The following is a 23,558-nucleotide window of genomic DNA, read 5'->3' on the forward strand; positions in this document are numbered from 1 at the left end:
TGAATTCTGTCTATTTACTGAACAAATAAGGTATCTTACATGCGGTTCAAAGAAAGAAACAAAAAAATCCTAACTTTACTCATTTTTTTTCTGACAATTTCCTCAGGCTCCTGTGTAGAAGCGTCATCCAGAAGTCATATTTCTAAATCTAAAATTATTCCAGCCGAAGTTTCCTTTTACGAGCAAGTGCTTCCAAGTCTTGCCGGCAAATCCGTTGTGCTCGTTACAAATCCTTCCGGCATAGGAAGACATCCTGAGAAGATCTTAAAAGAATTTAAGGATAAAAAAGTTAAGATCAAACATTTGATCGGACTTGAACATGGATTTTTAGGATTGGAAGAAGACTTCAGCAAGTCTCCAGTCACAATGGATGAAACTTTTCAGCTTCCTATCTATCATATTTATAAGGTTAAAAACTCGGAGATCCCTGCAATCTTGAAAGGTGCGGATGCGGTAGTGTTCGACGTAGTCGATATGGGAATGCGTTGTTATACATACTTAAGCGTTCTTAAACGTTTGATGGATAATTTGCCGGATCCAAACACTAAATTTATTCTTTTGGATCATCCAAACCCTGCGTTATATTTAGGTGCAAGGGGAGAAGGTATACAGAAGAAGTTCTTAAACTTTGCTGGAGAATTTCCTTCTCTATTTTTCACAGGTATGACTCTGGGCGAAGCTGCCGCGTTCTATAACGGAGAATATTTGGGCGGAAAAGTGAAACTGGATATTATTTCGCCCGAAAATCTAAAAAGAGGATTTGATTGGGAGAGAGAAGGGATCCCTTGGTCGACACCTTCTCCGAATCTTCCTATGTTGGATTCCGCAAAAAATTATCTAGGTTTAGTATTATTAGAAGGAGTGAATGTTTCTGTCGGAAGAGGAACTCAGGCTCCATTCGTATATTTTGGCGCACCTTGGATGAATGAACCTGAAGAGATTATCTCTGAATTGAACGAAGACAGCAAAGGTGATTATTATTACCAAAGTGTATTTTTTAAACCGGTTTTCGGGCCATTTAAAGGAGAGATCTGTAGAGGTCTTCGTTTAACAGTTGTAAATCGTAAATACGATCCGATTAGAATGGCATATAACCTAACTACCATTATGAAGAAGAAATATAAAGATTTCAAATGGAGACAATATGCGGACGGATCTCATAATATTGACTTCCTTTGGGGGACCGAAAAATTCAGAGAGTCTGTGGATGCAGGCCTTACATACGAACAATTTAGGGCTTCTTATGCAGATTCTGAATCTTCTACGAATAAGCTGATCCAGAAATATCTGATCTACTAATGTTTTATAGATAAATTTCGAAAGATAGAGTATGAGAAATAGATTTGTAGTTATAATATTGTTTTGTCTTTCCTTCTCCCTTTTCGCAGAAAATGAAAATGGAGAGTGGAAAGAATACGGTTTAAAGGAAGTTTTAGGCCGATTGAAATTTTATGCTTTCGCTAAGATTGCTCAAAGTGTTCGGACAGGTGCTTCCTTCGACCAAGAATTGTATGTAAAAGAAACTTCTTGTGCTCGGGATTTTCCTATATTAGAAGGAAATTTCCAATGTGCATTATTAAAAGTTTCTACTTTTGAAGAGAAGGTGGCGGAAAACTTAGGGCCTACAACTCCAAGTGCTGCATCCGTTGCTAACGGTTTGACTCCTAGTAAAACGATACCTCCGATCCCAATAAAAGCAAAATGGTATGAGGGAAGAACTCTCGCAGGTAAAGGAGTACTTTCTATTCCGGGGAAAGAAGGCCAGAGTGATTTGAAATTATTCTATCATACGGATGGAAGATTAAGTCATTATTCTTATGAAGATAAAATAGTTGTTTTTGACTGGAAAGGCCAGGAGTTAAGCACTATTCTAACTGTAAAAGTGGATCCAAAATTGCGACCACTTGGCGGTAAGGAATATTTTTTTCCATGAAAGAACTCTCTTCCGGTTTTTTAAGAATGATGGACCACGAAGGAATCGACCCGGTAGAATATATATGGGTAGTAGCTTCTTATCCTTCTTCCGAATCCGGAAAACAAGAGGCACAACTAGTTCCTGCAAATTTTAAGATTGGAAGTCTCGTTGGCAAAAAAGTAAAACTGGAATTTACCGGAAAGATCCGTTGCGTGAACTGTGGAAAAGTCACGAGCAAAAGTTTCAACCAAGGAAGTTGTTTTAACTGCTTCCAAACATTAGCGGAGAATGATCTATGTATCCTTCGTCCGGAAACCTGCCATTTTCATTTAGGAACTTGTAGGGAACCAGAATGGGGAGAAGGTTACTGCTTCCAAAAACACACAGTATATCTTGCAAACACTAGCGGATTAAAAGTGGGAATCACAAGGGAAAAACCGGTTTCCAATCGTTGGGTGGACCAGGGAGCACAAGAAGCAATCCCACTTTTAGAAGTTACTTCCAGAAGAGATGCAGGTCTCATCGAAAAACAATTTACCACCGTTATAGATGATAAAACTAAATGGCAGAAGATGGTAACGGAAGATTCAGTTCCATTCGATCTAATCTCCAAAAAGAAAGAACTTCTTGAAGTTCTGGATTCTTGGGATTTAGGAGTTCCTTACACTGAATCCAATGAGCAGAATATTACAAAATTAAGTTATCCTATTTCGGAATATCCTAAAAAATCTAAATCTTTCTCCCCAGATAAGGAGAAGGAAATAGATTCTAAATTACTCGGTATCAAAGGACAGTATCTTTTGTTCGAGGATGTTGTTATTAATATCCGCGCCTATGGCGGATACGAAATACGTTTGTATTCGGAGTGAGTTATCCTGTGAGTAAAAAATCTATTCGTAAATATTTCCTGGTCCTATTTTTACTTTTTTCCCTCCAAGGTTGCGGTTGGATGGTAGATCTTGTTTTTCCTTTAGATGTTGACCGATTTTTAGGAGAACAATTTTATAAGGCTGCTGTAACAGGCGAAGCTCACGGCGAAATTTATAAAGACAAGGCCTTAGAAAAATATCTGCAATCGATAGTCGATCGTATCTTAAAATCCAAATCTATCCAATACAAGGACGAATTCAAATATAAGGTAACCATAATAGATGATGATAAGGTAATCAATGCTATTTGCGCACCAGGTGGTTATATATTCGTATATACTGGTCTTCTTCATTTTGTAAAAAATGAAGCTACTCTTGCGGGTATTCTTTCTCATGAAATTGCACATGCGGAAAGAAGGCATTCTACCAAGCAATTATCCACGAATCTTACCTTATATTTTGGATTATACTTTGTACTTTCTTACGTACTTGGTCCTGATTTAGCACAACATGCGGCAGACATAGCAGGTCTTTCTACAAATCTATTAGGTCTCGCAAATAGTCGCTCTATGGAAGAAGAAGCAGACGAATTCGGATTTGATTATATGAGATCCACTCCCTATTATCCGGGGGCAATCGCCGACTTTTTCAAAGATATCCAAAAAGAGAAGAAGGTAAATCCTGAGTTAAAAGGTACAGATATTCCTTTGGAGAAATATTTGAGCACTCACCCTCTGGACGAGGATAGAATTTCTGCAAACGAAAAAAGACTGAAAGATGCTAAGATCGGCGCTCCGAATGCAAAGTCCTATTTTAAAGAAAGATATCGCAGTAATATAGAAAGATCTTTAGGAAGCCAAGAAGAAGACTGATTCTTCATCTGATAATCCTTCCAACCGGGTGAGATTCTGCCGGTAAAATATAGAAAGAAAGATTGACTGATTTCGATTCCATTCGGATAACTTTCGCGTTATGAATTGGAAGAAAAAACTAAAAACTTGGGTGGATTCCGGACTCATCAGCCAGGCTCAGGCAGAGTCCATTCTCAAATTCGAAGATTCTAAAAAAATTCCTTACGTATTCTATTCCTTCTTAGCATTGGGGATCGTGGTCATTGGACTCGGAGTCATTGCAATGGTGGCTGCTAATTGGGATAAGATCCATTATTCAGTTAAATTAATCACAAGTTTTACTCTTCTCTCCGGAATTGGGATTGCGATCCTATATTCCCAAAGAAAAGAGATCTGGAACGATACAATTCGATATCTTTTAGTTTTACTACTTTGTGTATTATTTTTTGCGAATATTGGTCTAGTTTCCCAGATCTATCATACCCAAGGAAAATTATACCAGGCACTTTTGCTTTGGTCCGGAATTACGATCTTACTCGTGATCATGTATCCTGGTAGGGTATTACAACATCTATGGATCGCAGTATTCAGTTCTTCTTTTTTGAGTTGGATAGACAATCATCCGGATATCAGTTGGAAGGAAAGAAGCCATTATTTTTCTCTCTTCTTTTTTGTAGCGTCTTGGCTATTTGCCGGGATTGCTATCTTTACGGAGAGAAGATTGGAAACGAAAGAAAGTAAAACTTCTATCCTGGTGAATCCTTTCTTACTTTGGGCCTTCGGTTTCTTTTTAACTGCTTCCGTTTGGGGAAGTTTTGAAACCCACGATATTCCTAATTTAGACCAAGATCCTGAATTTGCTAGAAGATACGATTTGCCTTTCTCATGGTACTGGCCTTTACTTCTTCCAATTCTGTTAATCACAGTTTCTCAGATTTTCAGAAAACGTTTCTCTCGCAGGAAGATCATTCTACTTTCCATTTCTGGATTATTCTTAGGTTTTCTGAATTATCCGCAAATTTTCCATTGGTATGGAAAATATCCTGCTATGATATTTTTCTTTTTGTCTTGGATCCCGTTTACTTTTCTATTTTTCGAATCCAGAAGATGGTTCGATCTATCTTTATTAATTTTAGGTCTTCGATTTGTATCCGTATATCTGGAAGTATTCGGAAGTTTACTCGCTACAGGAATTGGACTGATAGTTTCCGGCGTATTTATTTTAGGTTTCAGCATCTTAGTATTTAGGATGAGGGAAAATATTAGAAGTGCTGCGAATCAACTCTTTGCAGAAGAAGAGGAGTTAGGAATATGAAGAAGTTTGGCATTTCAGTTCTTGCGGTATTTTTACCGATTATCGTTTTAGCCTCCGTTGCATTAGAAAGGGAATTCGATCTTAGGAACGGAAAAATCCTGATACTCCCGATTACCGGATATGATCCTAGAGATTTACTTTCAGGACAATATCTAAGATTCCAGATAGACCGTAAATATTCGGATGATATTTGCCTAAAGGGTGATTACGTTTCTTCCGCTGTCGAGTCAGCAGTTGCAACTACGGACGGAAGTAAACTCACTAAAAAAGAAACCTGTGTTTGTTTTGATTCCAGAGAACCTACCGAATATGAAATACGTTTTTACTCGGATTGTAACGAACTAAAAGACGATACAACTTGCTGGAACCACGTCAAAGGAGAATGTAATTACGGAAACTTTAATTATCCTTTCCGCAAATACTTTATCCCGGAAGCGAGTGCGAAAGAGTTAGAAGAAAAGCTACGAGAGCCTGGCGCCAAAATCCAATTGAGAATGGACGAAAACGGAAATGGTTTGATCGAAAAGATCATTTGGCCGGAGGTATCTTCGCAGTAACCTCGTTTAGACTACAATAGTCTTTCTCGCCAAAACCCGCGTCCATACCGGCGCGGTAGATCTCATCTAATCCGGAAGAGAGTGGTAACTTTGTTCCGGATTCTTTTCCCAAAGAGAGTGCATGTTTGAGATCCTTATACATATTTTTTAAAGCAAAATGTGTTTCGTAATTTCCTGAAAATACAAATGGAAACTTAAACTCTGAAATTCCTGACTTAGCAGCGGATTGTTCTAAAATGGATTTCAGGATAGAAGGGTCTATGCCTTGATTTTTTGCCAATAGGAAACCTTCCATATAGATTTGAAAGATCCCAGCTTGTACCATATTTAGTGCAATTTTTGCTTTCTGCCCGTCTCCCACTTCTCCACAATATACTGTGTTCTTGCCGCAGATCTCGAAGACAAAGGAAATGTCTTGGACCTCTTTTTGGGATTTTGCTCCCACCATAAATAAGATCTGGCCATCTCTGGCTGCATTTTTGGATCCTGTCATAGGTGCATCTAAGAATTGAATATTCTGTTTTTGGAATGTATCCTTTAGTTTGAATGTTAGAGAAGGGGAGGTGGTGCCCATATCTATCACATATTTTGCCTTTGTTTCCAAAAGTCCTGCGGAGAATACTGACTCTTCTACCACATGATCCTCTGTCAGACAGAGTATTATAATTTCAGAATCTTTTACAGTTTCTTTGATGTTTCCATGGATAGAGACCCGATCCGATTTTAGGTCTTGTATCTTTTTAGGATCACGAGCATATAATTGGAGAGAATGACCTTCTTTAGAGAGATTATTTGCGATCCCTCTTCCCATGATTCCAGTTCCGATGATTGCAATTTTTCGAGAAGACATACGGAAAGTCTCTCGGATGGAACCGGATTTGGCAAGAAAAAGGTTTTAGAAAGAGCTAAGTGCTGCTCGGATAAAGCTTGTGACTGGCGCCTGTTCCCTGGTATCTTCCAGACCTTCTCTTAGTTCTCTAAGAACTATCTGCGCATCCGTTAAAACAGTATTCACATTTGTATGAAGATCATCTCTGTTGATAAGCCTTCCTAAAGTCCCGTCTCCGCTATTGATCTTAGTAGTGATATCCGCTACGTTGGAGAAAGTTTTACGGATATCTCCTCTGTTTTCTGCAATCAATTCTGAAAGAGATACAAGTGGATCTTGTAAGACTCTTCCTTTTAAGGAAGAAGCTCCAGATTTATAATCTACAACTTGGAAGGTCCTTGGAGCGCCTTTACCTTCTTCCGTGGACTCGGAAGTTCCCGGGTCTATAGAAATTACTCGCCCGGAAAGTAAACTTTCATTACGTATTGCAATATCATAATTTTCGTACATACGCACAGGTTCTTTTAGAAGAATGGTAACTTCTACCCTAGTGGCAACTCCCACTTCTCCTGCGGGAAGAACAGCCCCATTCTCATCTATTTGGATGAGTCGGATATTGGAAACATAACCGAATGGAACACCTTGTACGGTGACCTTGTTTCCTACCTTGATCCCTTCCGAGTTTTTGAAATTGATCTTTAGGAATTCACCCCGTTTTTGAACAGGGCCACCTTCGGTCATAACGGTAAAATAACCTACTACGACTAAGGCGACTGAAAAGATAGCACCTACTAAAAGATAACGAAAGGATTTCATTTAGGATCCAAAACTCTTACTATATATATCGGACTTTTTATCCAGAATATTCTCTTGGGACCCAGGTTTCAATTCTTAGTTTCCAGAATCATCGGTCCCTTTGTATGCCCATTGATAAACTGACGGATGAATTCGTTTGGAGAATTCTGCACTTCTTCCGGAGTTCCGGTAAATAAAACCTGTCCTCCATAAAAAAATGAAATGCGGTCGGCTATCATATAGGCGCTGGACATATCATGGGTGACGACTACCTGAGCCGCACCGGTTTCCTTTTTAATACGGATAATCAGTTCGTTGATCACGTTCGACATAACAGGATCTAATCCTGATGTAGGCTCATCATATAAAATGATCTCTGGATTAGAAGCGATTGCTCTTGCAAGTCCTGCTCTCTTTTTCATACCGCCCGAGATATCATTCGGATAATTATCTTTCGCGACTGTCATATCCACTAACCGAAGTTTTTCGGCGACGATTCGTTGGATATCCTCTTCAGGATATAATTTATGCTCTCTTAAGGGGAGGGCAACGTTATCGAAAACAGTCATCCAGTTGATTAGCGCTCCGGATTGGAATAAAACTCCCATTTTGGAACGGATCCTTTCCCTTTCTGGAATTTCTGCTCCGGAGATTTTTTCTCCGAAGATCTTACATTCTCCGGCATCCGGATCGAGTAGGCCGGTGATATGTTTTAAGGTGACAGACTTTCCTGTTCCGGAGGGTCCGAGCACTACCAATGTCTCTCCCTTTTTTACCTGGAGATTCATTCCTTTTAGGATCTTTCTCTGTCCGAAAGCCTTATGCAGATTGATGAGTTCTATTGCGTATTCTTCCATGACTATTGCCTGTAAAAGATCGCTGTGATCACATAACCGAAAAAGATAACCATCAAGAAAGAAGTTACCACAGATTCTCTTGTGGCTCTACCGACTCCGATCGCTCCACCAGAAGTTCGGAGACCATGAGAACAAGAAATTGCGGAAATGATAAGACCAAATACATAACCTTTGAATAAACCTGTGTAAAGATCTTTTAGGCCAGGGATAGAAGTAATTCTTTCATTCACGTCCTGGAAATATACTATATATTCAATTCCCAATTGGAAATGGCCTACGATTGCTCCACCTAAAATTCCTAATATACTGGAATATACGCAAAGGACCGGAACCATTAAAGAGAAACCTAATACTCTTGGAAATACCAGAAATCTCACTGGATCGATGGACATCACTTCGAGCGCATCAATTTCTTCCGAAACTTTCATGGTTCCGATCTCAGCGGCGATTGCAGAACCAATGGACGCTGCTAAAATAAGTGCGGTCATAAAAGGGGACATCTCACGGGTAAGAGTGATTGTAAGAAGAAGTCCGATCTGTCCTTCTGCGCCGAAATCTTTAAGTCCAAGTCCAGTGTTTAATGTAAGAAGCATTCCTGTAAAAACTGCAACCACCGAAACCACAAACAAACTTCCTACACCCGCGATAAACATTTGGTCTAAAATTTCTTTCCGTTTTTCAACAGTGAATCTTAGATTTAAAAAAGTTTCCGCGATCAGAACGATCGTATAACCTGCAGCGTATAGAGTATCGTTCGCTTTTTCTTTAAAGGAATCCAACATTTCGATTAAAGCCTAATCCACCAAAAAATCTGCACAGTGGTCTTATCCTTTGTTTTTTCTAATCCGAATAGACCGTATAAAAATTGATAAGATGTTTTTTCTGGAGTAGAACTGTATTCCACAAGCAAAGGCACATGGATATGCAATTCTTCTTCGTTCCATCTCTGGGTATAAAGCCTCATTAAAAAAGAGAGCCTTTTTTCTCCATTGGCTAATTTTTGATACTCAACAATGGACCAGACCGGATCCCAGATCCTTTCCACAAGTTCTGATTTTATCGGAAATAAAGAAAGAAAATTCCAAGTCAGGTTCCCTTCTCTGTCTTCATGCCAACGGAAGAGTGGCCAGAGTTTATAATAATTTTCTTCTCTTCCCCACTGAACATAAGTTCTATTTGTTCTCCACCAAAATGGGATAAAATAAGTTTCAGAAGATTTAAGATGATGACTATCTGTACTCAAGCGAAAATAGAATGGAGTGAAAAATCTGGTCTCCTTATACGCGAATCTATAATATCCGTAAAAAGGAAATATGATTAACTTTCTGTAATCCTCGTCATCATTCTGACCATACTGAAAAAGGAAAAATAGGACATTTAGATCTTTTTCATGGGTTCTTTTATCATATCCATACGAAAACAAAGAACCTAAAATTGGGAACCATAGAAATGCTCTAGCCTTCATATTTCCGAATTCTGAATCCTTGGAAAGATAGAAGGGCCAAAACATCTTGTAAGTAAAGGGCTCTCGCTTATCTTCGTTGATACTTCCCCATTGGAAAAATGGCCAAAGAATAGAATAACGTTCGTACTTTCCTTTATGGATCTTGTGAGAGTAAAAGGGAAAGATTCTCAGATCGTTTCTGACTTCCGAACCTCCCCACATAACGAGTGGCCATAAAATCCCATGAGCGTTATAATTTTTATACTTCCAATTGGAATAAAGGGGGAAAAGTGTAAAGTTCAGCTCAGAATAACTGGCCTTACCTCGGAGCCTTCCGAACAAAGGAAAAAATCCGAAATAGGACTCCCTGGCGGTTTCCCCTTTTCCCCAGATTAGAAGTGGAGAAAGCGTGTCCTCATCCCAACCTAGATCATCATGGTAGGTTTCAGTTCCACTAATGAAGAATAGAAAACTCCAGACCCTCCAATAGTCCGTCTTTTCTGAATAATAGATCGGGAATAAAAATGTATCATATCTATAATTAGATTTTGTTTCTTTATAAGTGGAGAAGAATGGTCTGAAGATTTGTTCTTCTTCCCCCAATCTTTTTTCGGATTGGTATAAGAACCAAAACTGTTTGTATTCGGAAGGATAAGGAGAAACCGGTTTGAAAGGGTATTCCGAAAATAGACTTTCCGTACAAACTAGGAAGAAAAGGATCAGTACTAGATTCTTATTTATCATTCTTCCCAGAAAATCCTAAGCAACAGGGGATTAGATCATTGAAAATTGCAGTTTTATTCGGCGGAACTTCCACAGAACACGAAATTTCCCTGCGCACAGGCACTTTCATAAGTAAAACTTTGTCTGCCATGGGACATTCGGTCAAACCCATTCTGATTTCTCGGGACGGCAGATGGGTGATCCCTAAAGAGTATCGACCCGAGTTTCCGGAAGGAAATTCCAAAGGTCCGGAAGAATATCTAAAAGAATTCGAAGAACTTCATTCTACGAATGCCGGCGCATTTTCTTCCTTAGATTGTGATGTAGCATTTTTAGGATTACATGGAACCAGCGGAGAAGATGGTTCTGTCCAAGGTTTCTTAAAAGTTCTTGGAATTCCATTCACCGGTTCAGACGTAAAAGCATCTGCACTTGCAATGGACAAGATCAGAGCCAATCGATTATTCCAACTTGCAGGAATGTCTGTAGCTCCGTTTTGGGAATTGAGAAAAAAAGAATATTCTGAAAATCCGACTTCGGTCGAAAATTCAGGATTAGAATATCCTCTTTTTCTAAAGCCTGTAGAAGGTGGCTCTAGTTTTCATACATTCAGGATAGAAGGACAGGAAGATCTTCGTAAAAGACTGCCTGAATTTTTCGAAGCGGAAGAACATGCGATCTTGCAAAAATTCCTAAAAGGAACAGAAGTTTCCTGTGGAGTTTGGGAAAAAAAAGAAGGTTCCAAAAAAATACTCGAAGCTCTTCCTCCTACTGAGATCATCCCAGGGGGAGAATTTTTCGACGTGGAATCCAAATATAAACCTGGACTTTCCCAAGAGATTACTCCCGCTCGTTTGCCTGAAAAGATTATCTCCAAGATCCAAGAACAATCAATACTTGCTCACAAAACTCTAGGATGTGAAGGATATTCTAGAACAGATTTTATAATCGTAGGAGAAACTCCGTTCGTTCTGGAAACAAACACGTTACCCGGAATGACGGAAACTAGTCTGATCCCTCAACAGGCGAAAGCGGCCGGGATTCCAATCCAAACATTGTACCAATCTTTGATCGACCAAGCCTTAGAAAGAGCAGGGAAAATTCCGGTTGCTTAGTTTCGCACGAAGACACTAAGTTCAAGGAGTTTCAGGAAAACACTTAGTGTTCTTCGTGGTCTTTGTGTGAAATGAAAACTATCTGATCTGAAATAACGCCAACTTTGCAAAAAAGTTCGGACTGAATTTTACTTGTTTTAGATCTGTGAAGAATGCTCTGTCTTCTACAGTGAAACCACGGATATCGCAGAACTCCTGAAAGTCTAAAACGGATAAAAAATGTAGGTTTGGTGTATTGAACCAACGATAAGGAAGAAGATCTGTAACAGGAGTTTTTCCCTGGAACAAGATCCTAAAACGAACTTCCCAGTATCCAAAATTCGGGAAAACAATGATTACACGTTTTCCGATCCTTAAACATTCCTTGATAATATCTCCAGGGTGTCTAGTTTCTTGGATGGTCTGATTTAAGATCACATAATCAAAACGTTTGTCTTCGTGATGATTTAAACCTTCGTCAATATCTCCGTGATGAACATACACACCTTTACGGATACATTCTACAATTGCGTCCTCGTCCTTCTCTATCCCTTGTCCTCGAATCCCTTTTTGTTTTAAAAGATAGAGAAGATCCCCATTACCACAACCAAGGTCTAAAACCCTGGAACCTGGTGAGATCGTATCTAGAATATATGCAAAGTCCGGTCTTTCACTCAAAGTGGTGCTACTTAAGATCTTAGAATCAATCATTCGTTCACCGGCATATTTAAAAAACCTCGGATTACATCCTCTTGTCTTTGGTTCGGAAGAAGAAAACTATCATGACCTTCGTTCGTAGTAAGTTCTACATAAAAGACTCTTTTATCGGATGCTTCCAAACTTTTAACGATCTCTCTGGATTGAGAAGGAGGGTAGAGCCAATCGGAACTATAAGAGACTACTAAAAATCTGCATTGAGCAGGACTAAGTGCCTTAGTAAGCTCTTGTCCTTTTCCTAAACTGAAATGATCCAAGGCCTTGGTCACATAGATATAAGAATTTGCATCAAAACGATCTACGAAACTTTCTCCCTGATAGATTAGATAACTTCCGACTGCAAAATCAGAATTTAGCAAGTTTCCTAAAGGTGGTTTCCTGCCGAATTTTTCTCTCATCTTGTGGTCGGAAAGATAAGTGATATGACCCATCATTCGAGCAAGTGCAAGACCTTTTCTTGGAGTCGCACTATCTTCATACAATCCATTATTCCAATTCGGATCGGAAAGGATTGCCTGTCTTCCCACTTCATTAAAAGCGATCTGCATTGCAGAATGTTCTGCGGAGGAGGCTAGGATAATACAATTCTCTAAAGCATCCGGATAAGAAATACTCCATTGTAAAGCCTGCATTCCACCCATAGAGCCGCCAGCCACACAAAGTAGTCTTTCGATACCGAAAGATTCTACTAAAAGTTTTTGAGCAGCCACCATATCCTTGATGGAAACGAAAGGAAAGCTGGAACCATAAGGTTTTCCGCTGATTGGATTGATACTCATTGGTCCTGAAGAACCCTTACATCCACCGATCACATTAGAAGATATTACGAAATATTGATTTGTATCAAACGCTTTGCCGGGACCAATATATTCATCCCACCAACCAGGACGTTTTTCTGATTCAGAATGAAAGCCTGCTGCATGAGCATCACCAGAAAGTGCATGGCAGATCAGTATTGCGTTGTCTTTATTCGGAGAAAGTGTTCCGTAGGTTTCATAAGCAACTACGGTGGGAGAAAGAACGGATCCGTTGTCCAGGCGTAGATCTCCCAGCACTGCGGTTTTAGGTTCTACTATTCCTATCGATTGATTCGATCCCATGATTTAAGTTCCAAATAACTAAGCCACTTTCCTTTTTCAGACGATCTCAAGCAAGCTTGAGAAAGTAAAAAGAGAAAGTGGCCGATTATTAGACGATTTTTTGGACGGAGTCGGAAGTCACACCTTTTTCAGTGCTTCATCCAAGTCCGTGATAATATCGTCTATATGCTCCAGACCTACGGAGAGTCTGATAAACTCAGGAGTTACACCCGCAGCCAATTGTTCCTCTGGACTCAACTGTTGGTGAGTAGTAGAAGCCGGATGGATCGCAAGTGATTTTGCATCACCTACGTTTGCGAGCAAGGAGAATAATTCCAGACCGTCTATCAACTTCTTCGCTTCCGGAATTCCACCTTTTACTCCGAATCCAATGATCGCCCCGAACAATCCTCTGGTATGATATTTTTTAGCCAGAGTATAGTTTTTGTCAGTTGGAAGACCAGGGTAGTTCACCCAAGACACCTTAGGATGTTTAGAAAGATATTCCGCAACTTTCTGAGCATTCTGAGAGTGTTGAGTGATCCTCAAAGGAAGAGTTTCAATACCTTGTAGGATATTAAACGCGTTAAAAGGAGAAATTGCAGGTCCTAAATCTCTTAAACCTTGGACACGAGCCTTGATGATAAAAGCGATATTCACTCCACCAAAAGGTTCAAACTTACCGAAAACATCCCAGAATTTCAGGCCATGGTAGCTTGGATCCGGTTCGGTGAAGTTCTTAAATTTACCGTTGCCCCAGTTGAATTTACCTGAATCTACGATGATCCCACCGATGGAAGTTCCATGACCTCCCAAAAACTTGGTAAGCGAGTGAACCACCACATCTGCGCCAAAATCGATAGGGCGGATCAGATAAGGAGAAGGTAAGGTATTGTCGATTACAAGTGGAACTCCTGCATCGTGGGCAACCTTAGCAACCGCTTCAATATCCAGGGTATCCAACTTAGGATTTCCTAAGGTTTCGGCAAAAATAGCTCTAGTCTTGTCATTGATCGCTTTTTTGAAATTTTCCGGATTGGATTGGTCCACGAAATGGACTTTGATCCCTAACTTAGGGAAGGTATAGTGGAGAAGGTTATAAGTTCCTCCATAAAGAGAGGAAGACGCTACGATCTCCTGTCCAGCCTCTACTATATTCAAAAGTGCTAATGTTTCTGCGGACTGACCGGAAGCAGTCGCAAGTGCCGCAACTCCACCTTCTAATGCTGCAACTCTTTGCTCTAAAACATCAGTAGTTGGGTTACCGATCCTTGTATAAATATTACCGAATTCCTGGAGACCGAATAGTCTCGCTGCATGATCCGTGTCCTTAAAAACATAGGACGTAGTTTGGTAGATAGGGACTGCCCTGGATGTGGTTGTTGGATCCGGGGCCTGTCCTCCGTGAAGAACGATTGTTTCTGGTTTATAGTTTCTTGCCATCGCTAGGGCTCCTTTTCACTGAATGTAGAAATTTACTCTACAATGTCTATCTAAAATTTAATAAATAAGATAAAATAACCGCTATAGCGAACAAAGGGGAGAAAACGCTGAATTTGAAATTTCTTTACGAAATCCATCCCTTAAGAAATGGAAGTCCCTAAATTTTGGAAAATATTTTCTAAAATACGAGAAATGTTCCTGTTTTATTGGTTTTTCAACGCAAGGTTCTGATAGAATCGGTTCGTCGTTTAGATTCTGCTGGTTTGATACGATACTAGTGGTACTATTTTTGGATGAATTGAAATACGGTTCCCGGAGATATTCCGGCTCAAATATGAAATTAAACTTTTTGAATTTAGTTAAAAGATCTCTTATACTTCCGGGAATTCTACTTCTCTCCCTTTATTTAGTTCCAGGCGAAGAACTTGAAGCCCAACTTTGGATGCCTCCAGGAAGACAGTTCATGCAGCCTCCTGATCCATTCACATTTGATGCAGGGGTGAACAAGTTTAATAACGATTATTATCTATATCTTGCTCCTACCTTAAATTTGAATTTCGGAGGAGAATTCGGACTATCGCTCACAGCTCCGATGAACTTTCTCGCATACGATCAAGACCCAAAAGATCCAACCTTAAAAGTTGGAAGCATTCGTAAGATCGACTACGATCAGAAGAGCGATTATTTAAGACTAATCAATAATATTTGGTATGGAACCTACGGACTTTATAAACCTGGGGAGACTACCTTCTCCTTTTATGCCGGAAAACTTTTTGATGGATATATAGGACACGGGACCATAGTAAACCGTTATGTGAATAACCAGAGGATAGACATTTATAATGTGGGTTTGATGGCTGATTTTAATAATGATTATGGCGGAGTGCAGGTATTCACAAACTCTGTATATACTCATGAGATCGGTGCGGCCAGAGGATATGTTCGTCCATTTGCAATCGCATTCAAATTATTTGATCTATTCACAGGCAGATCTCAGTTATTCGGGATGTTACAACTTGGACAAGGAAACGTAGCAGACGAAGCAGGTAGAAAAAAAGTCTACGAAGAAGCTGGGGTAGATCCGGAAGACAGAGAAAAATACAGGGCATTAGTCGAGGACCAAAAAACCCACCAGATGAGGGAAGAAATGATCCCCATCGAGAAAAAGCCCGAATCTCGTAAGGAAAAGTTAAAAGAATTCTTCAATCAGGACAATTTCGCCAATAGATTCTCTATCGGATATACAACCGCTTTTGATACAAAGGCACCTACGCAACTTGCATTCGACACCACCGGTCGTTTACGTTTGGATACTAATAATAATCCTCTAGTAGAACAGTCGGAAAAATTGGTCATCCAAGGTATGGATGCAGAATACAAACTTATCAGTTCAAAGTATGTGGAGATCACCCCTTACTATGATGTAAATACGATCAAAATATTGAATTCCAAAGGAACTCATACCGGTGCAATGTTCCGCTTCGGTGGAAAAGATATCTACGCAAAGATCAAACCTGAATACAGGAATATGGATGCGAATTATATTCCAATGTACTTCGACAGTTTTTACGAGTTAGAAAGATACCAAGCGAATGTGAACTCTCAGCTTCCAGTGACAAAGTTAGAAGCTGCTAAACTTTTGGATCCGGATGCAGCCAGACTCAAAGGATATTTCACATCCGTAGTGTTTAGTTTTTATAGAGTATCTTTGGAAGCAAACTATGAGAATTATTCGGGACCGAATAATTCCAGGATATTCGTAGGTTTATATTTCCCGATAGGTTCCTTATTCATGATCTCCGGATATTATACACGTAAGAATTTTGATCAGAATAAAGACGCATTCAAGGTGGATGATAATTCAGTGGGAGCAATAGAAGCTGCGTTGAATTTAGGATTTATCGCAATCAGAGTTCAAGATATTCGCAGATGGGTTTACGATAGCACATCTAATAGTTTCGTAGCACAAGACGAGCAAAAGGTTCTATTCTCTAACTCTTTGTCCTTCTAATAATTAGTAGGAACAGAGTTTTCCCATTGGGAAAGGAAGAAGGATACAGCCTGTTCCGATCTTAAAACGGAAGAAGAAAGATGTATCCCTGGGATATTTGATTTTCTGAATATTTCGAGTTCTGCTTTCGTCCAGCCGGGTTCCGGTCCTACCAAAATAGAATATTCTTTTTCATCCAAGGGAAGAAACTCTTGGATAGATTTTCCTTTTTTATCTAAATAAAAAAACTTACGGGAAGAAGAACTCACTATTTCGGAAATGGACTCTTTCTTTTCAAAACTAGTCTTTTTTCCCGGTGGAATAAATCCAAGTTCGAACCTAGGAAGGAACACATTACCACCTTGTTCCATTCCTAGGATCAGTTTTTCTTTTATATTCTCTTCCTTCCAAACAGGGGAGGTGAGATATTCCGTTCTAGAAAGTGTAGCAAGTCTGAATTCAAGAGATTTTACTCCCCAAACACCTGCAAGTTCCAAGATCTTTTCTACGGTGGGAGGTCTTTGTACGGAGACGATCAGATGGATACTGGGACTTCTTCTTTTCGGTTTTATAATGCGGGTATAAGATCCTAAAATTTCCTCGGAGCTTATCTTAAGAATTTTAAAAATCCCTAAACTAGTATCCAATAGACCGGCCTTGATCTTATCACCTTCTTTCTTTTGTAAAACTTTTAGGATATGAACGATCCGATCCTTACTAGAGATCTTAAATTCTCCGGTCCCAGACTTCTGAGAGGGATCCAATAGAAGATAGTTCATAAGTTTAAATTTCTACTTGGGGAGCCTTATCATCTTCTTCTCCTGGAGTTGGAACAGAAGGTTCCTGGGTCTCAGGAGTATTCCAATTTGGAACAGAATCATTCCAGCTTTGAGAGGAAAAGAAACAAGCTCTTGCGATCCCGATAAGGATCAAAATGAATAGAATATATTTTGCGAGTAATGCACCGAAACCTGTGCGGTTTGGATCATTATAATTTTCGAATGAGCCAGTACGTTCGCCAGGATTTTGCCAACCGTAAGAACTGTTCCGGCTAAATCTGGATTTGATGGATTGGAATTTATCCTCTAAAAAACGAAAAAATCCCCGTACTGAACGGGGACTCTTAGTGCCGGAGTCTCCTCCGGGAAGATCGTATCTTCCGCCTCTAAAACTGGCCGGGTCTTCCGGATCAAAAACGAAAGAATGATAACATCTAGGACACCGAACAGTCAGTTTTCCCAAATCTAAGGGAATCCTGAGTTCGGTGCCGCAGGAAGAACAAGGAAGAATATACCGCACTTAGCTTAGTATTTCAGGGATTCCTTGAGCGTGTTTACGTTCTCTTTGTAGTTCTCATTACCTAATTGGTCGTTATAATCGAAAATTTTGGTAAATAATCTGTCGAACGAATCCAAATGTTTAATGTAGAAAGTCTTTTTGAAAGAGTTACGGATAGGGTGGGTCTTAGTATTTTCTACGTTAGCAAGAACGTATTTACCAACACCTTTTTCGCTAGGAGTTTCCGGGCGACCACCTTCAGGATAACCGTTCTTTTGATAAAAAAGTTCGATTTTGTCGTTATGACCTGGCTGATCGTTCGGAGCTCTGTCGATGATCTCGGAAACCGATTTATCTTCGATCAGGAAGTTATTCTTATAAACTCTACTGATAATTTTGCTGATTTTACGAGGAGGTTCCATTCTTGGATCAGGATCGTTTGAGTTTGGTCCTTCGAAGTAGATTTCCATATATTTGGAAAGTCCACCTTGAACGATCTTACCTTGGCCTCTTTCCTCGTCCTTAATGAAATCGTAAACTTCGACACGGATACAGTTATTAGCTGCATCTTCTTGTGCGTTACTGGTGGAAACCACACATTCGTCGTTGTTTGCTTTTCCTTTGAAAAGAACAGTTCTGAACGGAAGAACACGTACTTTCATTTTCATGAGTACTGTATGACGTTTTAGTCTTTCATTAAGAGCTGTAACTCTTTGATCCAGACCTTTTTCCGTATCAAGGATAGCCGCACCGGTTTGACCGTCTTCCTTCTTTTGAGCTTGGTTGTCTTGAGCGTTGAGTATGCCTGCGATTGAAAAAATTGCCAGGCAAAATGCGATTTTGCGTTTCATTGTACCCTATTTCCTTGGTCTCTTCTGCGTTTGAGTTTCCCGAAAGTCGAGAATACCCTGTCTCTAGTATCGGTAAAATAGACTCCCGATTAAATCGAAGACTTACATTTTCGCACCGAAAACGTTTATTTTCCTGATTTTGAACTCGTTTCCAGATACAGTTCATAGGGGGGAGGAGTCGGTTTCAATCCTTTTTCGATCAGGTTGGCAGCCCATCTCCTTTCTACAAAATCGCAGAAATCCCTTAAATCCCGGCCAGAATACGATCCTAATCGTTGTGAAATTGTTAAACGCTCGGAATCCTGTAAATGTTTAGCATAATTTCCTAATATCGCAGCTTTTTCTTTTTCGTTCGGTAAGGGGAAGAATACGGATCTGTCAAATCTAGAAACCAAAGCCTTGTCCAGGTCCTGTTTTCTGTTTGTGGCACCCAGGGTGATTGATTTTTGTCCCCCTTCGAAACCATCCAGTTTTCGTAATAATACGGATAGAATGTTACGGGTTGCCTCAAATAGGCCGTCATCCCTGGATCCGGCCAAGGAATCTATTTCATCTAAGAATAAAAGACAAGAAGGGAATAGGGAAGCAACATCGAAGACATAAGCCATGTTCTGGGCGCTTTCCCCATAATATTTACTTAAAATAGATTCCACCGGCACATAGATAAGAGGGATCTCTGTCATACAGGAAATCACCTTTGCCATGGTGGTTTTTCCGACTCCTGGTTCTCCTTCTAAAAGGATCGCTCTTGGTTTCGTTCTTCCTGGAAATTTACGGGTGAGTTTAGAAAGTTCCTCGAGGGTTTCCGGAGATTTAAGAGGAAGTATAATGGATTCTAATATTTGTCTTTTGACATCTTCGTAACCGGCGATGGTCTCGAATGTCATCCAATCTCCCTTCTTCTTTGCTTCTATTGGATCGAATACATCGATTCCTAATCTGAGTAGAAGTTCCTTTGGATTCTGGACAGACTCTTGTTTGGCAAGTCTGAGATATTTGAATAGATCAATTGCAGAAAAAATTTCCTCTCTGTGGAAATCTCCTTTTTTAGTGATCTCTATTTTGCTTTGGTTCCTTCCCGCATAGAATCTGAACTTTGCATTGTCTAGAATATTTTTGGTCTCGAATAAATTCTCATTCAACGCTTGGAGGCAAACATATCCAGGTTCGAACGTATGGATCCTCAGATTTTCTATATGGTTTCGAACGATCTGGAGACAATCCAGTAATTGTGCTTTGTCTGCACCTGGGATGGGAAATTCTATCCTGAGATCTTTTTTATCCGGTAAAAACGCAGGAAGTTCGGAGTCCTTGACCCCTAGACCTTTTAGTTCCGAATAAAGCAGGTTTTTGGCCTGGGTAAAATCCAGAATATTTCCGGAATTTCGTAGGGGCGCAGTGGTCAAATCTTCAGGTTTCATTCTTTCTTCCCTAGAATTTCTCTTGTATAATCTTTCGGTTCTGTCGAAGAATTTAGAAAGAACCTTTGGAGGCAAGTCCTAATGGGTGAAGGCTCCCTTTCACAAGACGATATAGACGCATTACTAACCGGGTCCAGTCCGGGAGGTGGGGGCGGTGGCTCAGCTGATTTTAACCTGAGCGGAGAATTGGATTCCCTATTAGGAGATTCTGGTGGCGGAGCTGGCGCTTCTACTTCTCCAGCATCCGGAGGAGCTCCATCTTTCGCGGATATTGCTGCGGCTTTGGGACCTTCTTCTACACCGGCTCCCCCAAAAGCAAGTGCTCGTTCTAGTTCCGTTTCTTCCAATACAGCAAACTTAAATCTACTATTAGATGTTAATGTGGCGCTTACTGTGGAATTGGGTAGGACCAATATGTACATTAAAGATGTCCTAGGTTTGAACGAGGGTGCCGTTGTGGAACTAGACAATGCAGTCGGAGAAGACTTAGATATTTTAGCAAACGGCAAACTGGTTGGAAAGGGAAAACTGGTTTTATTGGATGATTATTACGGCATTCGAATTACCGAGATAGTAGATCCATCTAGAAGAATGCTCTAGGGTGAATGTTCGTATCCGGAAGACCTTTCCGGATACGATGATATTCTTAAGCCTTTTTGTCCTCGCTTCCGAGAACTGACTTCATCACAGATTTAAAATTAGATAGGTTTAACGGAAGAACAAGCTCTGTTCTATCCTGTCCTAATTTTTCTACCTCTTTAATAAATCTCTGAGCGATCCTAAGTTTTACCGCCTCTTTTCCGCCTTTTGTTTTGATGGAAGAAGCAAGTAATTCAATACCTTTTGCGGTAGCAGTTGCAATGAATTCAATTTCAGCAGCTTGTCCTTCCGCCTCATTGATCCTTTTTTGTTTTTCACCCTCGGATTTATTGATCGCTTCTTCTTTAATACCTAAGGAGCGGTTGATCCTAGAATCTCTATCTCCTTCTGACAGAGAGATCTGCGCCTTCTTGGTAATCTGTGCTTTTTTCTCCCTTTCCATTGCTTCTATAATAGATTTAGGAGGAGCAATGTTTACGATCTCATAACGATTTACGCGAACACCCCAAGGTTCTCCTGCTTGGTCTAGAACTTCTAGGATCTTACTATTGATCACTTCTCTGGTTTCGAAAGTTGTATCCAGATCCATGGTTCCAATGATAGCTCTCATTGTAGTTTGTACAAGCTGAGTCACTGCAAATCTATAATCTTCTATCCCGTAACTTGCTTTTTGAGGATCGAGTACTCTCAAATAAAGAATCCCGTCCATCTCCACTTTAACGTTGTCTTTTGTGATACAAGTTTGGGGAGGAACATCTATCGCTTGCTCTTTTAAAGTATGATAGTATGCATCATAATCTATAAAAGGGATTAGAATATGAAACCCCGCATGAAGGGTTCTGCTGTATTTTCCGAGTCTCTCTACGATGATACATTCTTGAGCAGAAACAATTCTCAAAGAACGATACAGTTTATAGGCAAGGTAAAGTAAAAACCCGAGCCAAAATATCCATAAAAATACTGAAACAAACATATTAAGTATTACTCCTTCTCTGAATCCAGTCCTGGGAATTTGTTGGTCACTTTGGAGATTCCTTCAAAGAAACCGACTACGTTTGCCATTTCCGTAGGAAGAACTGTGGTTTTAGCTTTTTCTAAAATGATACCTAGGCCTGAGAGATAATCTTCTGTGATCTGAAGGTTGACTGCTTCTGATCCGCCTTCATTCCCGGTGGCTTCCGCGATCTGTTGGATCCCTTTTGCTTTTGCTTTTGCAATGAATTCAATCTCCTTAGCTTTACCTTCTGCCTCGTTTACCTTCTTGATCTTTTCACCTTCGGAAAGATTGATTGCTTCTTGTCTTTCTCCCATAGAGCGATTGATCCTAGATGCTTTTTCTCCCTCTGATATGGTGATCTCAGCACGTTTTACTCGTTCTGCTTTTACTTGTTCTTCCATCTCATGAAGGATCTCTTTAGGTGGAGAAATGTTTTTGATCTCGTAACGAGTTACCTTGATTCCCCAAGGATCTGTTGCCTCATCTAATGCACGGACCACGTTTGCATTGATATCGTCTCTTTCGGAGAATGTATGGTCCAATACCAATTTACCAATCTCGGAACGAAGAGTGGTTTGGGCTAGCTGGATCGTTGCGTTTCTAAAATTCTCGATCTCATAAGAAGCTTTATAAGCATCCATGACCCTTATATACAGAATACCATCCACCAAAATGGAGACGTTATCCTTGGTAATACAAGTCTGAGGAGGAATATCGATAGCGATTTCCTTTAAGAGCTGTTTGTATCTGATCTGGTCTATGATCGGAATGAGAAAATGAAAGCCCGCACCAAATGCTCCACGGAACACTCCCAGCCTTTCCACTACAAAACTGTACGTTTGGGGAACGACAATACAGGTTTTCATAATGAGGTAGATTACCGCTATAACGATCAGCGTAAAAAATAGAAATGGGTCCATTTTGTTAGTTTCTAACTCCTATTTAATAATGATTATATTTCCGGAAGCTCTATCGGCTCCACAACGAATGTAAGGTTTTCTCTCTCTAAGATCCTGGCTCTTTTTCCTGCAGGAATACGTTTGGATTTACTGATCGCATCCCATTCGGTTCCCTGGAATACGACCCTTCCACCTTTCCTTTCTACAAGAATATCTTTGGAAACTAACACGATCCTTCCTGGACCTTCTTCCGGATTGAGAGCTACTTTTTCAGAAGAAGAAGGAAAAAATTTCCTAAGGAAACTTCCTCCTATCCAGATTAGAATTCCTGAAAGTGCCGCCCAGACGATTGCTTGGGTCCAAAATCCACTTTCATAAAAATAGGAAATACTTCCTACAATCGTCGCGGAAAGTCCTAAAAAGAATACAAAGGTTCCAGGGACAAAAAGTTCCGCCACCATGAGTATGATCCCGGACGCGATCCAAAGATAAGAGAGGTTATGTCCGTCTTGTAAAAAGTCCATGGTTTTTAGGTAGAAGAAAGGGGAAAAATTCTATTTTCAAAAACATTCCCGTCCATATTCTTAGCGGGAGTGATGAGAAAAATTTGGATTCGTCTTGGAATCGGACTACTAGCCATATTCCTTGCTCTTCAGTTAATCCCCGTCCAACCTCCGTTGGGAAAGAATGCTAATGAAATCAAAACGGAAGAACGCGTCAAAAAGATTTTTCGAAAGTCTTGTTATGACTGCCATTCGGATCTAGTTCAATGGCCTTGGTATTCTAAGGTTTTTCCGGTTTCTTTGTATATCTCTCATCATATAGAAGAAGGCCGTGAAGAATTGAATTTTTCGGAATGGGAAAGTTTAAAACCGGAAAAAAAGGCAGATCTGGCTGAAGAAATATTAGAAGAAGTCGAAGAAGGTCATATGCCTCCCAAGGATTATATTTTCTTACATTCAAACTCTAAACTGGATCAGGAAGAGATAGAGATCTTAAGAGACTGGCTCCAAACTTTTGCGGAAAATCAATAA

At 40.0% G+C, this 23,558-nt stretch carries 25 protein-coding genes; 10 read left to right on the plus strand and 15 right to left on the minus strand.

What is annotated here, in order from left to right; translation table 11 throughout:
- Positions 1-39: 39 nt before the first annotated feature.
- From EHO65_RS12685 to EHO65_RS12710, 6 genes are all read left to right on the plus strand, one after another.
- On the plus strand, positions 40-1,299 hold the full coding sequence (locus tag EHO65_RS12685) for an exo-beta-N-acetylmuramidase NamZ family protein (RefSeq protein WP_135774838.1): 1,260 nt from the start codon (positions 40-42) through the stop codon (positions 1,297-1,299).
- A gap of 31 nt (positions 1,300-1,330) precedes the next feature.
- Positions 1,331-1,933, plus strand: coding sequence for an LIC_11883 family protein (locus EHO65_RS12690; RefSeq protein WP_135774840.1), 603 nt, complete (start codon positions 1,331-1,333; stop codon positions 1,931-1,933).
- Complete coding sequence (locus EHO65_RS12695) at positions 1,930-2,784, plus strand: DUF2797 domain-containing protein (protein ID WP_135774842.1); 855 nt, start codon at positions 1,930-1,932, stop codon at positions 2,782-2,784. Before EHO65_RS12690 ends, EHO65_RS12695 begins: the two co-directional genes overlap by 4 nt.
- An 8-nt stretch (positions 2,785-2,792) precedes the next feature.
- Positions 2,793-3,656 carry a M48 family metalloprotease gene (locus tag EHO65_RS12700; RefSeq protein ID WP_135774844.1) on the plus strand — a complete coding sequence of 288 codons (864 nt, stop codon included), beginning with the start codon at positions 2,793-2,795 and terminating at the stop codon, positions 3,654-3,656.
- A gap of 100 nt (positions 3,657-3,756) precedes the next feature.
- Entirely contained in the window at positions 3,757-4,950 is a 1,194-nt protein-coding gene (locus EHO65_RS12705) for a DUF2157 domain-containing protein (protein ID WP_135774846.1), read from the plus strand.
- Positions 4,947-5,507, plus strand: coding sequence for a GDYXXLXY domain-containing protein (locus EHO65_RS12710; RefSeq protein ID WP_135774848.1), 561 nt, complete (start codon positions 4,947-4,949; stop codon positions 5,505-5,507). The genes EHO65_RS12705 and EHO65_RS12710 overlap by 4 nt, the downstream gene beginning before the upstream one ends.
- On the opposite strand, the gene EHO65_RS12715 is transcribed toward EHO65_RS12710, so the two are convergent.
- From EHO65_RS12715 to EHO65_RS12735, 5 genes are all read right to left on the minus strand, one after another.
- Positions 5,479-6,357 carry an NAD(P)-dependent oxidoreductase gene (locus EHO65_RS12715; protein ID WP_135774849.1) on the minus strand — a complete coding sequence of 293 codons (879 nt, stop codon included), beginning with the start codon at positions 6,355-6,357 and terminating at the stop codon, positions 5,479-5,481. The genes EHO65_RS12710 and EHO65_RS12715 overlap by 29 nt on opposite strands.
- 45 nt (positions 6,358-6,402) lie before the next feature.
- Positions 6,403-7,152, minus strand: coding sequence for a mammalian cell entry protein Mce (mce, locus tag EHO65_RS12720; protein WP_135774851.1), 750 nt, complete (start codon positions 7,150-7,152; stop codon positions 6,403-6,405).
- Positions 7,153-7,220: 68 nt separating this feature from the next.
- Positions 7,221-7,988 (minus strand): ABC transporter ATP-binding protein, encoded by a 768-nt coding sequence (locus EHO65_RS12725; protein WP_135774853.1) that lies wholly within the window; start codon positions 7,986-7,988, stop codon positions 7,221-7,223.
- A 2-nt stretch (positions 7,989-7,990) separates the two neighbouring features.
- Positions 7,991-8,770, minus strand: coding sequence for an MlaE family ABC transporter permease (locus EHO65_RS12730; RefSeq protein ID WP_135774854.1), 780 nt, complete (start codon positions 8,768-8,770; stop codon positions 7,991-7,993).
- Between the two features lie 5 nt (positions 8,771-8,775).
- Positions 8,776-10,176, minus strand: a complete 1,401-nt coding sequence (locus EHO65_RS12735) for a hypothetical protein (protein ID WP_135774856.1) — start codon at positions 10,174-10,176, stop codon at positions 8,776-8,778.
- A 38-nt stretch (positions 10,177-10,214) separates the two neighbouring features.
- Between EHO65_RS12735 and EHO65_RS12740 the strand changes: the two genes are divergently transcribed.
- Positions 10,215-11,270, plus strand: coding sequence for a D-alanine--D-alanine ligase (locus EHO65_RS12740; protein ID WP_135774858.1), 1,056 nt, complete (start codon positions 10,215-10,217; stop codon positions 11,268-11,270).
- A gap of 78 nt (positions 11,271-11,348) precedes the next feature.
- On the opposite strand, the gene metW is transcribed toward EHO65_RS12740, so the two are convergent.
- The 3 genes from metW to EHO65_RS12755 form a co-directional block, all read right to left on the minus strand.
- Positions 11,349-11,960 carry a methionine biosynthesis protein MetW gene (metW, locus tag EHO65_RS12745; RefSeq protein ID WP_135613504.1) on the minus strand — a complete coding sequence of 204 codons (612 nt, stop codon included), beginning with the start codon at positions 11,958-11,960 and terminating at the stop codon, positions 11,349-11,351.
- Positions 11,957-13,066: a homoserine O-acetyltransferase MetX gene (gene metX / locus EHO65_RS12750; protein ID WP_135774860.1), complete on the minus strand. Its 1,110-nt coding sequence runs from the start codon at positions 13,064-13,066 to the stop codon at positions 11,957-11,959. The genes metW and metX overlap by 4 nt, the downstream gene beginning before the upstream one ends.
- Positions 13,067-13,183: 117 nt before the next feature.
- Positions 13,184-14,488 (minus strand): O-acetylhomoserine aminocarboxypropyltransferase/cysteine synthase family protein, encoded by a 1,305-nt coding sequence (locus EHO65_RS12755; RefSeq protein WP_135774862.1) that lies wholly within the window; start codon positions 14,486-14,488, stop codon positions 13,184-13,186.
- A gap of 334 nt (positions 14,489-14,822) precedes the next feature.
- Between EHO65_RS12755 and impL63 the strand changes: the two genes are divergently transcribed.
- Positions 14,823-16,499 (plus strand): cytoplasmic membrane protein ImpL63, encoded by a 1,677-nt coding sequence (gene impL63 / locus EHO65_RS12760; RefSeq protein WP_135774864.1) that lies wholly within the window; start codon positions 14,823-14,825, stop codon positions 16,497-16,499.
- On the opposite strand, the gene EHO65_RS12765 is transcribed toward impL63, so the two are convergent.
- The 4 genes from EHO65_RS12765 to EHO65_RS12780 all read right to left on the minus strand — a co-directional run bounded on the left by EHO65_RS12765 (position 16,496) and on the right by EHO65_RS12780 (position 20,028).
- Positions 16,496-17,257, minus strand: a complete 762-nt coding sequence (locus EHO65_RS12765) for an RsmE family RNA methyltransferase (RefSeq protein WP_135774866.1) — start codon at positions 17,255-17,257, stop codon at positions 16,496-16,498. The two genes, impL63 and EHO65_RS12765, sit on opposite strands and share 4 nt — an antisense overlap.
- A gap of 4 nt (positions 17,258-17,261) precedes the next feature.
- A complete protein-coding gene (locus EHO65_RS12770; protein WP_425269346.1) occupies positions 17,262-17,777 on the minus strand; it encodes a zinc ribbon domain-containing protein in 516 nt (171 codons plus the stop codon).
- Between the two features lie 5 nt (positions 17,778-17,782).
- Positions 17,783-18,607, minus strand: a complete 825-nt coding sequence (gene fcpB / locus EHO65_RS12775; RefSeq protein WP_135774870.1) for a flagellar-coiling protein FcpB — start codon at positions 18,605-18,607, stop codon at positions 17,783-17,785.
- Positions 18,608-18,732: 125 nt separating this feature from the next.
- Positions 18,733-20,028: an AAA family ATPase gene (locus EHO65_RS12780; RefSeq protein ID WP_208744082.1), complete on the minus strand. Its 1,296-nt coding sequence runs from the start codon at positions 20,026-20,028 to the stop codon at positions 18,733-18,735.
- Positions 20,029-20,109: 81 nt separating this feature from the next.
- Between EHO65_RS12780 and fliN the strand changes: the two genes are divergently transcribed.
- Positions 20,110-20,628, plus strand: coding sequence for a flagellar motor switch protein FliN (gene fliN, locus EHO65_RS12785; protein WP_086448896.1), 519 nt, complete (start codon positions 20,110-20,112; stop codon positions 20,626-20,628).
- 46 nt (positions 20,629-20,674) lie between these two features.
- Here the strand turns inward: fliN and EHO65_RS12790 are convergent, their stop codons facing one another.
- The 3 genes from EHO65_RS12790 to EHO65_RS12800 are packed head-to-tail and all read right to left on the minus strand — an operon-like array spanning position 20,675 to position 23,048.
- On the minus strand, positions 20,675-21,601 hold the full coding sequence (locus EHO65_RS12790; protein WP_135774873.1) for an SPFH domain-containing protein: 927 nt from the start codon (positions 21,599-21,601) through the stop codon (positions 20,675-20,677).
- 8 nt (positions 21,602-21,609) lie between these two features.
- Positions 21,610-22,545, minus strand: coding sequence for an SPFH domain-containing protein (locus EHO65_RS12795; RefSeq protein WP_135627010.1), 936 nt, complete (start codon positions 22,543-22,545; stop codon positions 21,610-21,612).
- A gap of 32 nt (positions 22,546-22,577) precedes the next feature.
- Entirely contained in the window at positions 22,578-23,048 is a 471-nt protein-coding gene (locus EHO65_RS12800) for an NfeD family protein (RefSeq protein ID WP_135774875.1), read from the minus strand.
- A gap of 72 nt (positions 23,049-23,120) precedes the next feature.
- On the opposite strand from EHO65_RS12800, the gene EHO65_RS12805 reads away from it, so the two are divergent.
- The gene (locus EHO65_RS12805; RefSeq protein ID WP_135774877.1) at positions 23,121-23,558 is read left to right on the plus strand and encodes a heme-binding domain-containing protein; all 438 of its coding nucleotides are present in this window, start codon (positions 23,121-23,123) and stop codon (positions 23,556-23,558) included.

This window comes from Leptospira andrefontaineae (assembly GCF_004770105.1).
Classification (GTDB): Bacteria; Spirochaetota; Leptospiria; order Leptospirales; family Leptospiraceae; genus Leptospira_B; species Leptospira_B andrefontaineae.

Coding starts and splice junctions, on each gene's coding strand:
- EHO65_RS12685 (WP_135774838.1), top strand. CDS start 40: ATGCGGTTCAAAGAAAGAAACAAAAAAATCCTAACTTTACTCATTTTT.
- EHO65_RS12690 (WP_135774840.1), top strand. CDS start 1,331: ATGAGAAATAGATTTGTAGTTATAATATTGTTTTGTCTTTCCTTCTCC.
- EHO65_RS12695 (WP_135774842.1), top strand. CDS start 1,930: ATGAAAGAACTCTCTTCCGGTTTTTTAAGAATGATGGACCACGAAGGA.
- EHO65_RS12705 (WP_135774846.1), top strand. CDS start 3,757: ATGAATTGGAAGAAAAAACTAAAAACTTGGGTGGATTCCGGACTCATC.
- EHO65_RS12710 (WP_135774848.1), top strand. CDS start 4,947: ATGAAGAAGTTTGGCATTTCAGTTCTTGCGGTATTTTTACCGATTATC.
- EHO65_RS12715 (WP_135774849.1), bottom strand. CDS start 6,357: ATGTCTTCTCGAAAAATTGCAATCATCGGAACTGGAATCATGGGAAGA.
- mce (WP_135774851.1), bottom strand. CDS start 7,152: ATGAAATCCTTTCGTTATCTTTTAGTAGGTGCTATCTTTTCAGTCGCC.
- EHO65_RS12725 (WP_135774853.1), bottom strand. CDS start 7,988: ATGGAAGAATACGCAATAGAACTCATCAATCTGCATAAGGCTTTCGGA.
- EHO65_RS12730 (WP_135774854.1), bottom strand. CDS start 8,770: ATGTTGGATTCCTTTAAAGAAAAAGCGAACGATACTCTATACGCTGCA.
- EHO65_RS12735 (WP_135774856.1), bottom strand. CDS start 10,176: ATGATAAATAAGAATCTAGTACTGATCCTTTTCTTCCTAGTTTGTACG.
- metW (WP_135613504.1), bottom strand. CDS start 11,960: ATGATTGATTCTAAGATCTTAAGTAGCACCACTTTGAGTGAAAGACCG.
- metX (WP_135774860.1), bottom strand. CDS start 13,066: ATGGGATCGAATCAATCGATAGGAATAGTAGAACCTAAAACCGCAGTG.
- EHO65_RS12755 (WP_135774862.1), bottom strand. CDS start 14,488: ATGGCAAGAAACTATAAACCAGAAACAATCGTTCTTCACGGAGGACAG.
- impL63 (WP_135774864.1), top strand. CDS start 14,823: ATGAAATTAAACTTTTTGAATTTAGTTAAAAGATCTCTTATACTTCCG.
- EHO65_RS12765 (WP_135774866.1), bottom strand. CDS start 17,257: ATGAACTATCTTCTATTGGATCCCTCTCAGAAGTCTGGGACCGGAGAA.
- fcpB (WP_135774870.1), bottom strand. CDS start 18,607: ATGAAACGCAAAATCGCATTTTGCCTGGCAATTTTTTCAATCGCAGGC.
- EHO65_RS12780 (WP_208744082.1), bottom strand. CDS start 20,028: ATGAAACCTGAAGATTTGACCACTGCGCCCCTACGAAATTCCGGAAAT.
- fliN (WP_086448896.1), top strand. CDS start 20,110: ATGGGTGAAGGCTCCCTTTCACAAGACGATATAGACGCATTACTAACC.
- EHO65_RS12790 (WP_135774873.1), bottom strand. CDS start 21,601: ATGTTTGTTTCAGTATTTTTATGGATATTTTGGCTCGGGTTTTTACTT.
- EHO65_RS12795 (WP_135627010.1), bottom strand. CDS start 22,545: ATGGACCCATTTCTATTTTTTACGCTGATCGTTATAGCGGTAATCTAC.
- EHO65_RS12800 (WP_135774875.1), bottom strand. CDS start 23,048: ATGGACTTTTTACAAGACGGACATAACCTCTCTTATCTTTGGATCGCG.
- EHO65_RS12805 (WP_135774877.1), top strand. CDS start 23,121: ATGAGAAAAATTTGGATTCGTCTTGGAATCGGACTACTAGCCATATTC.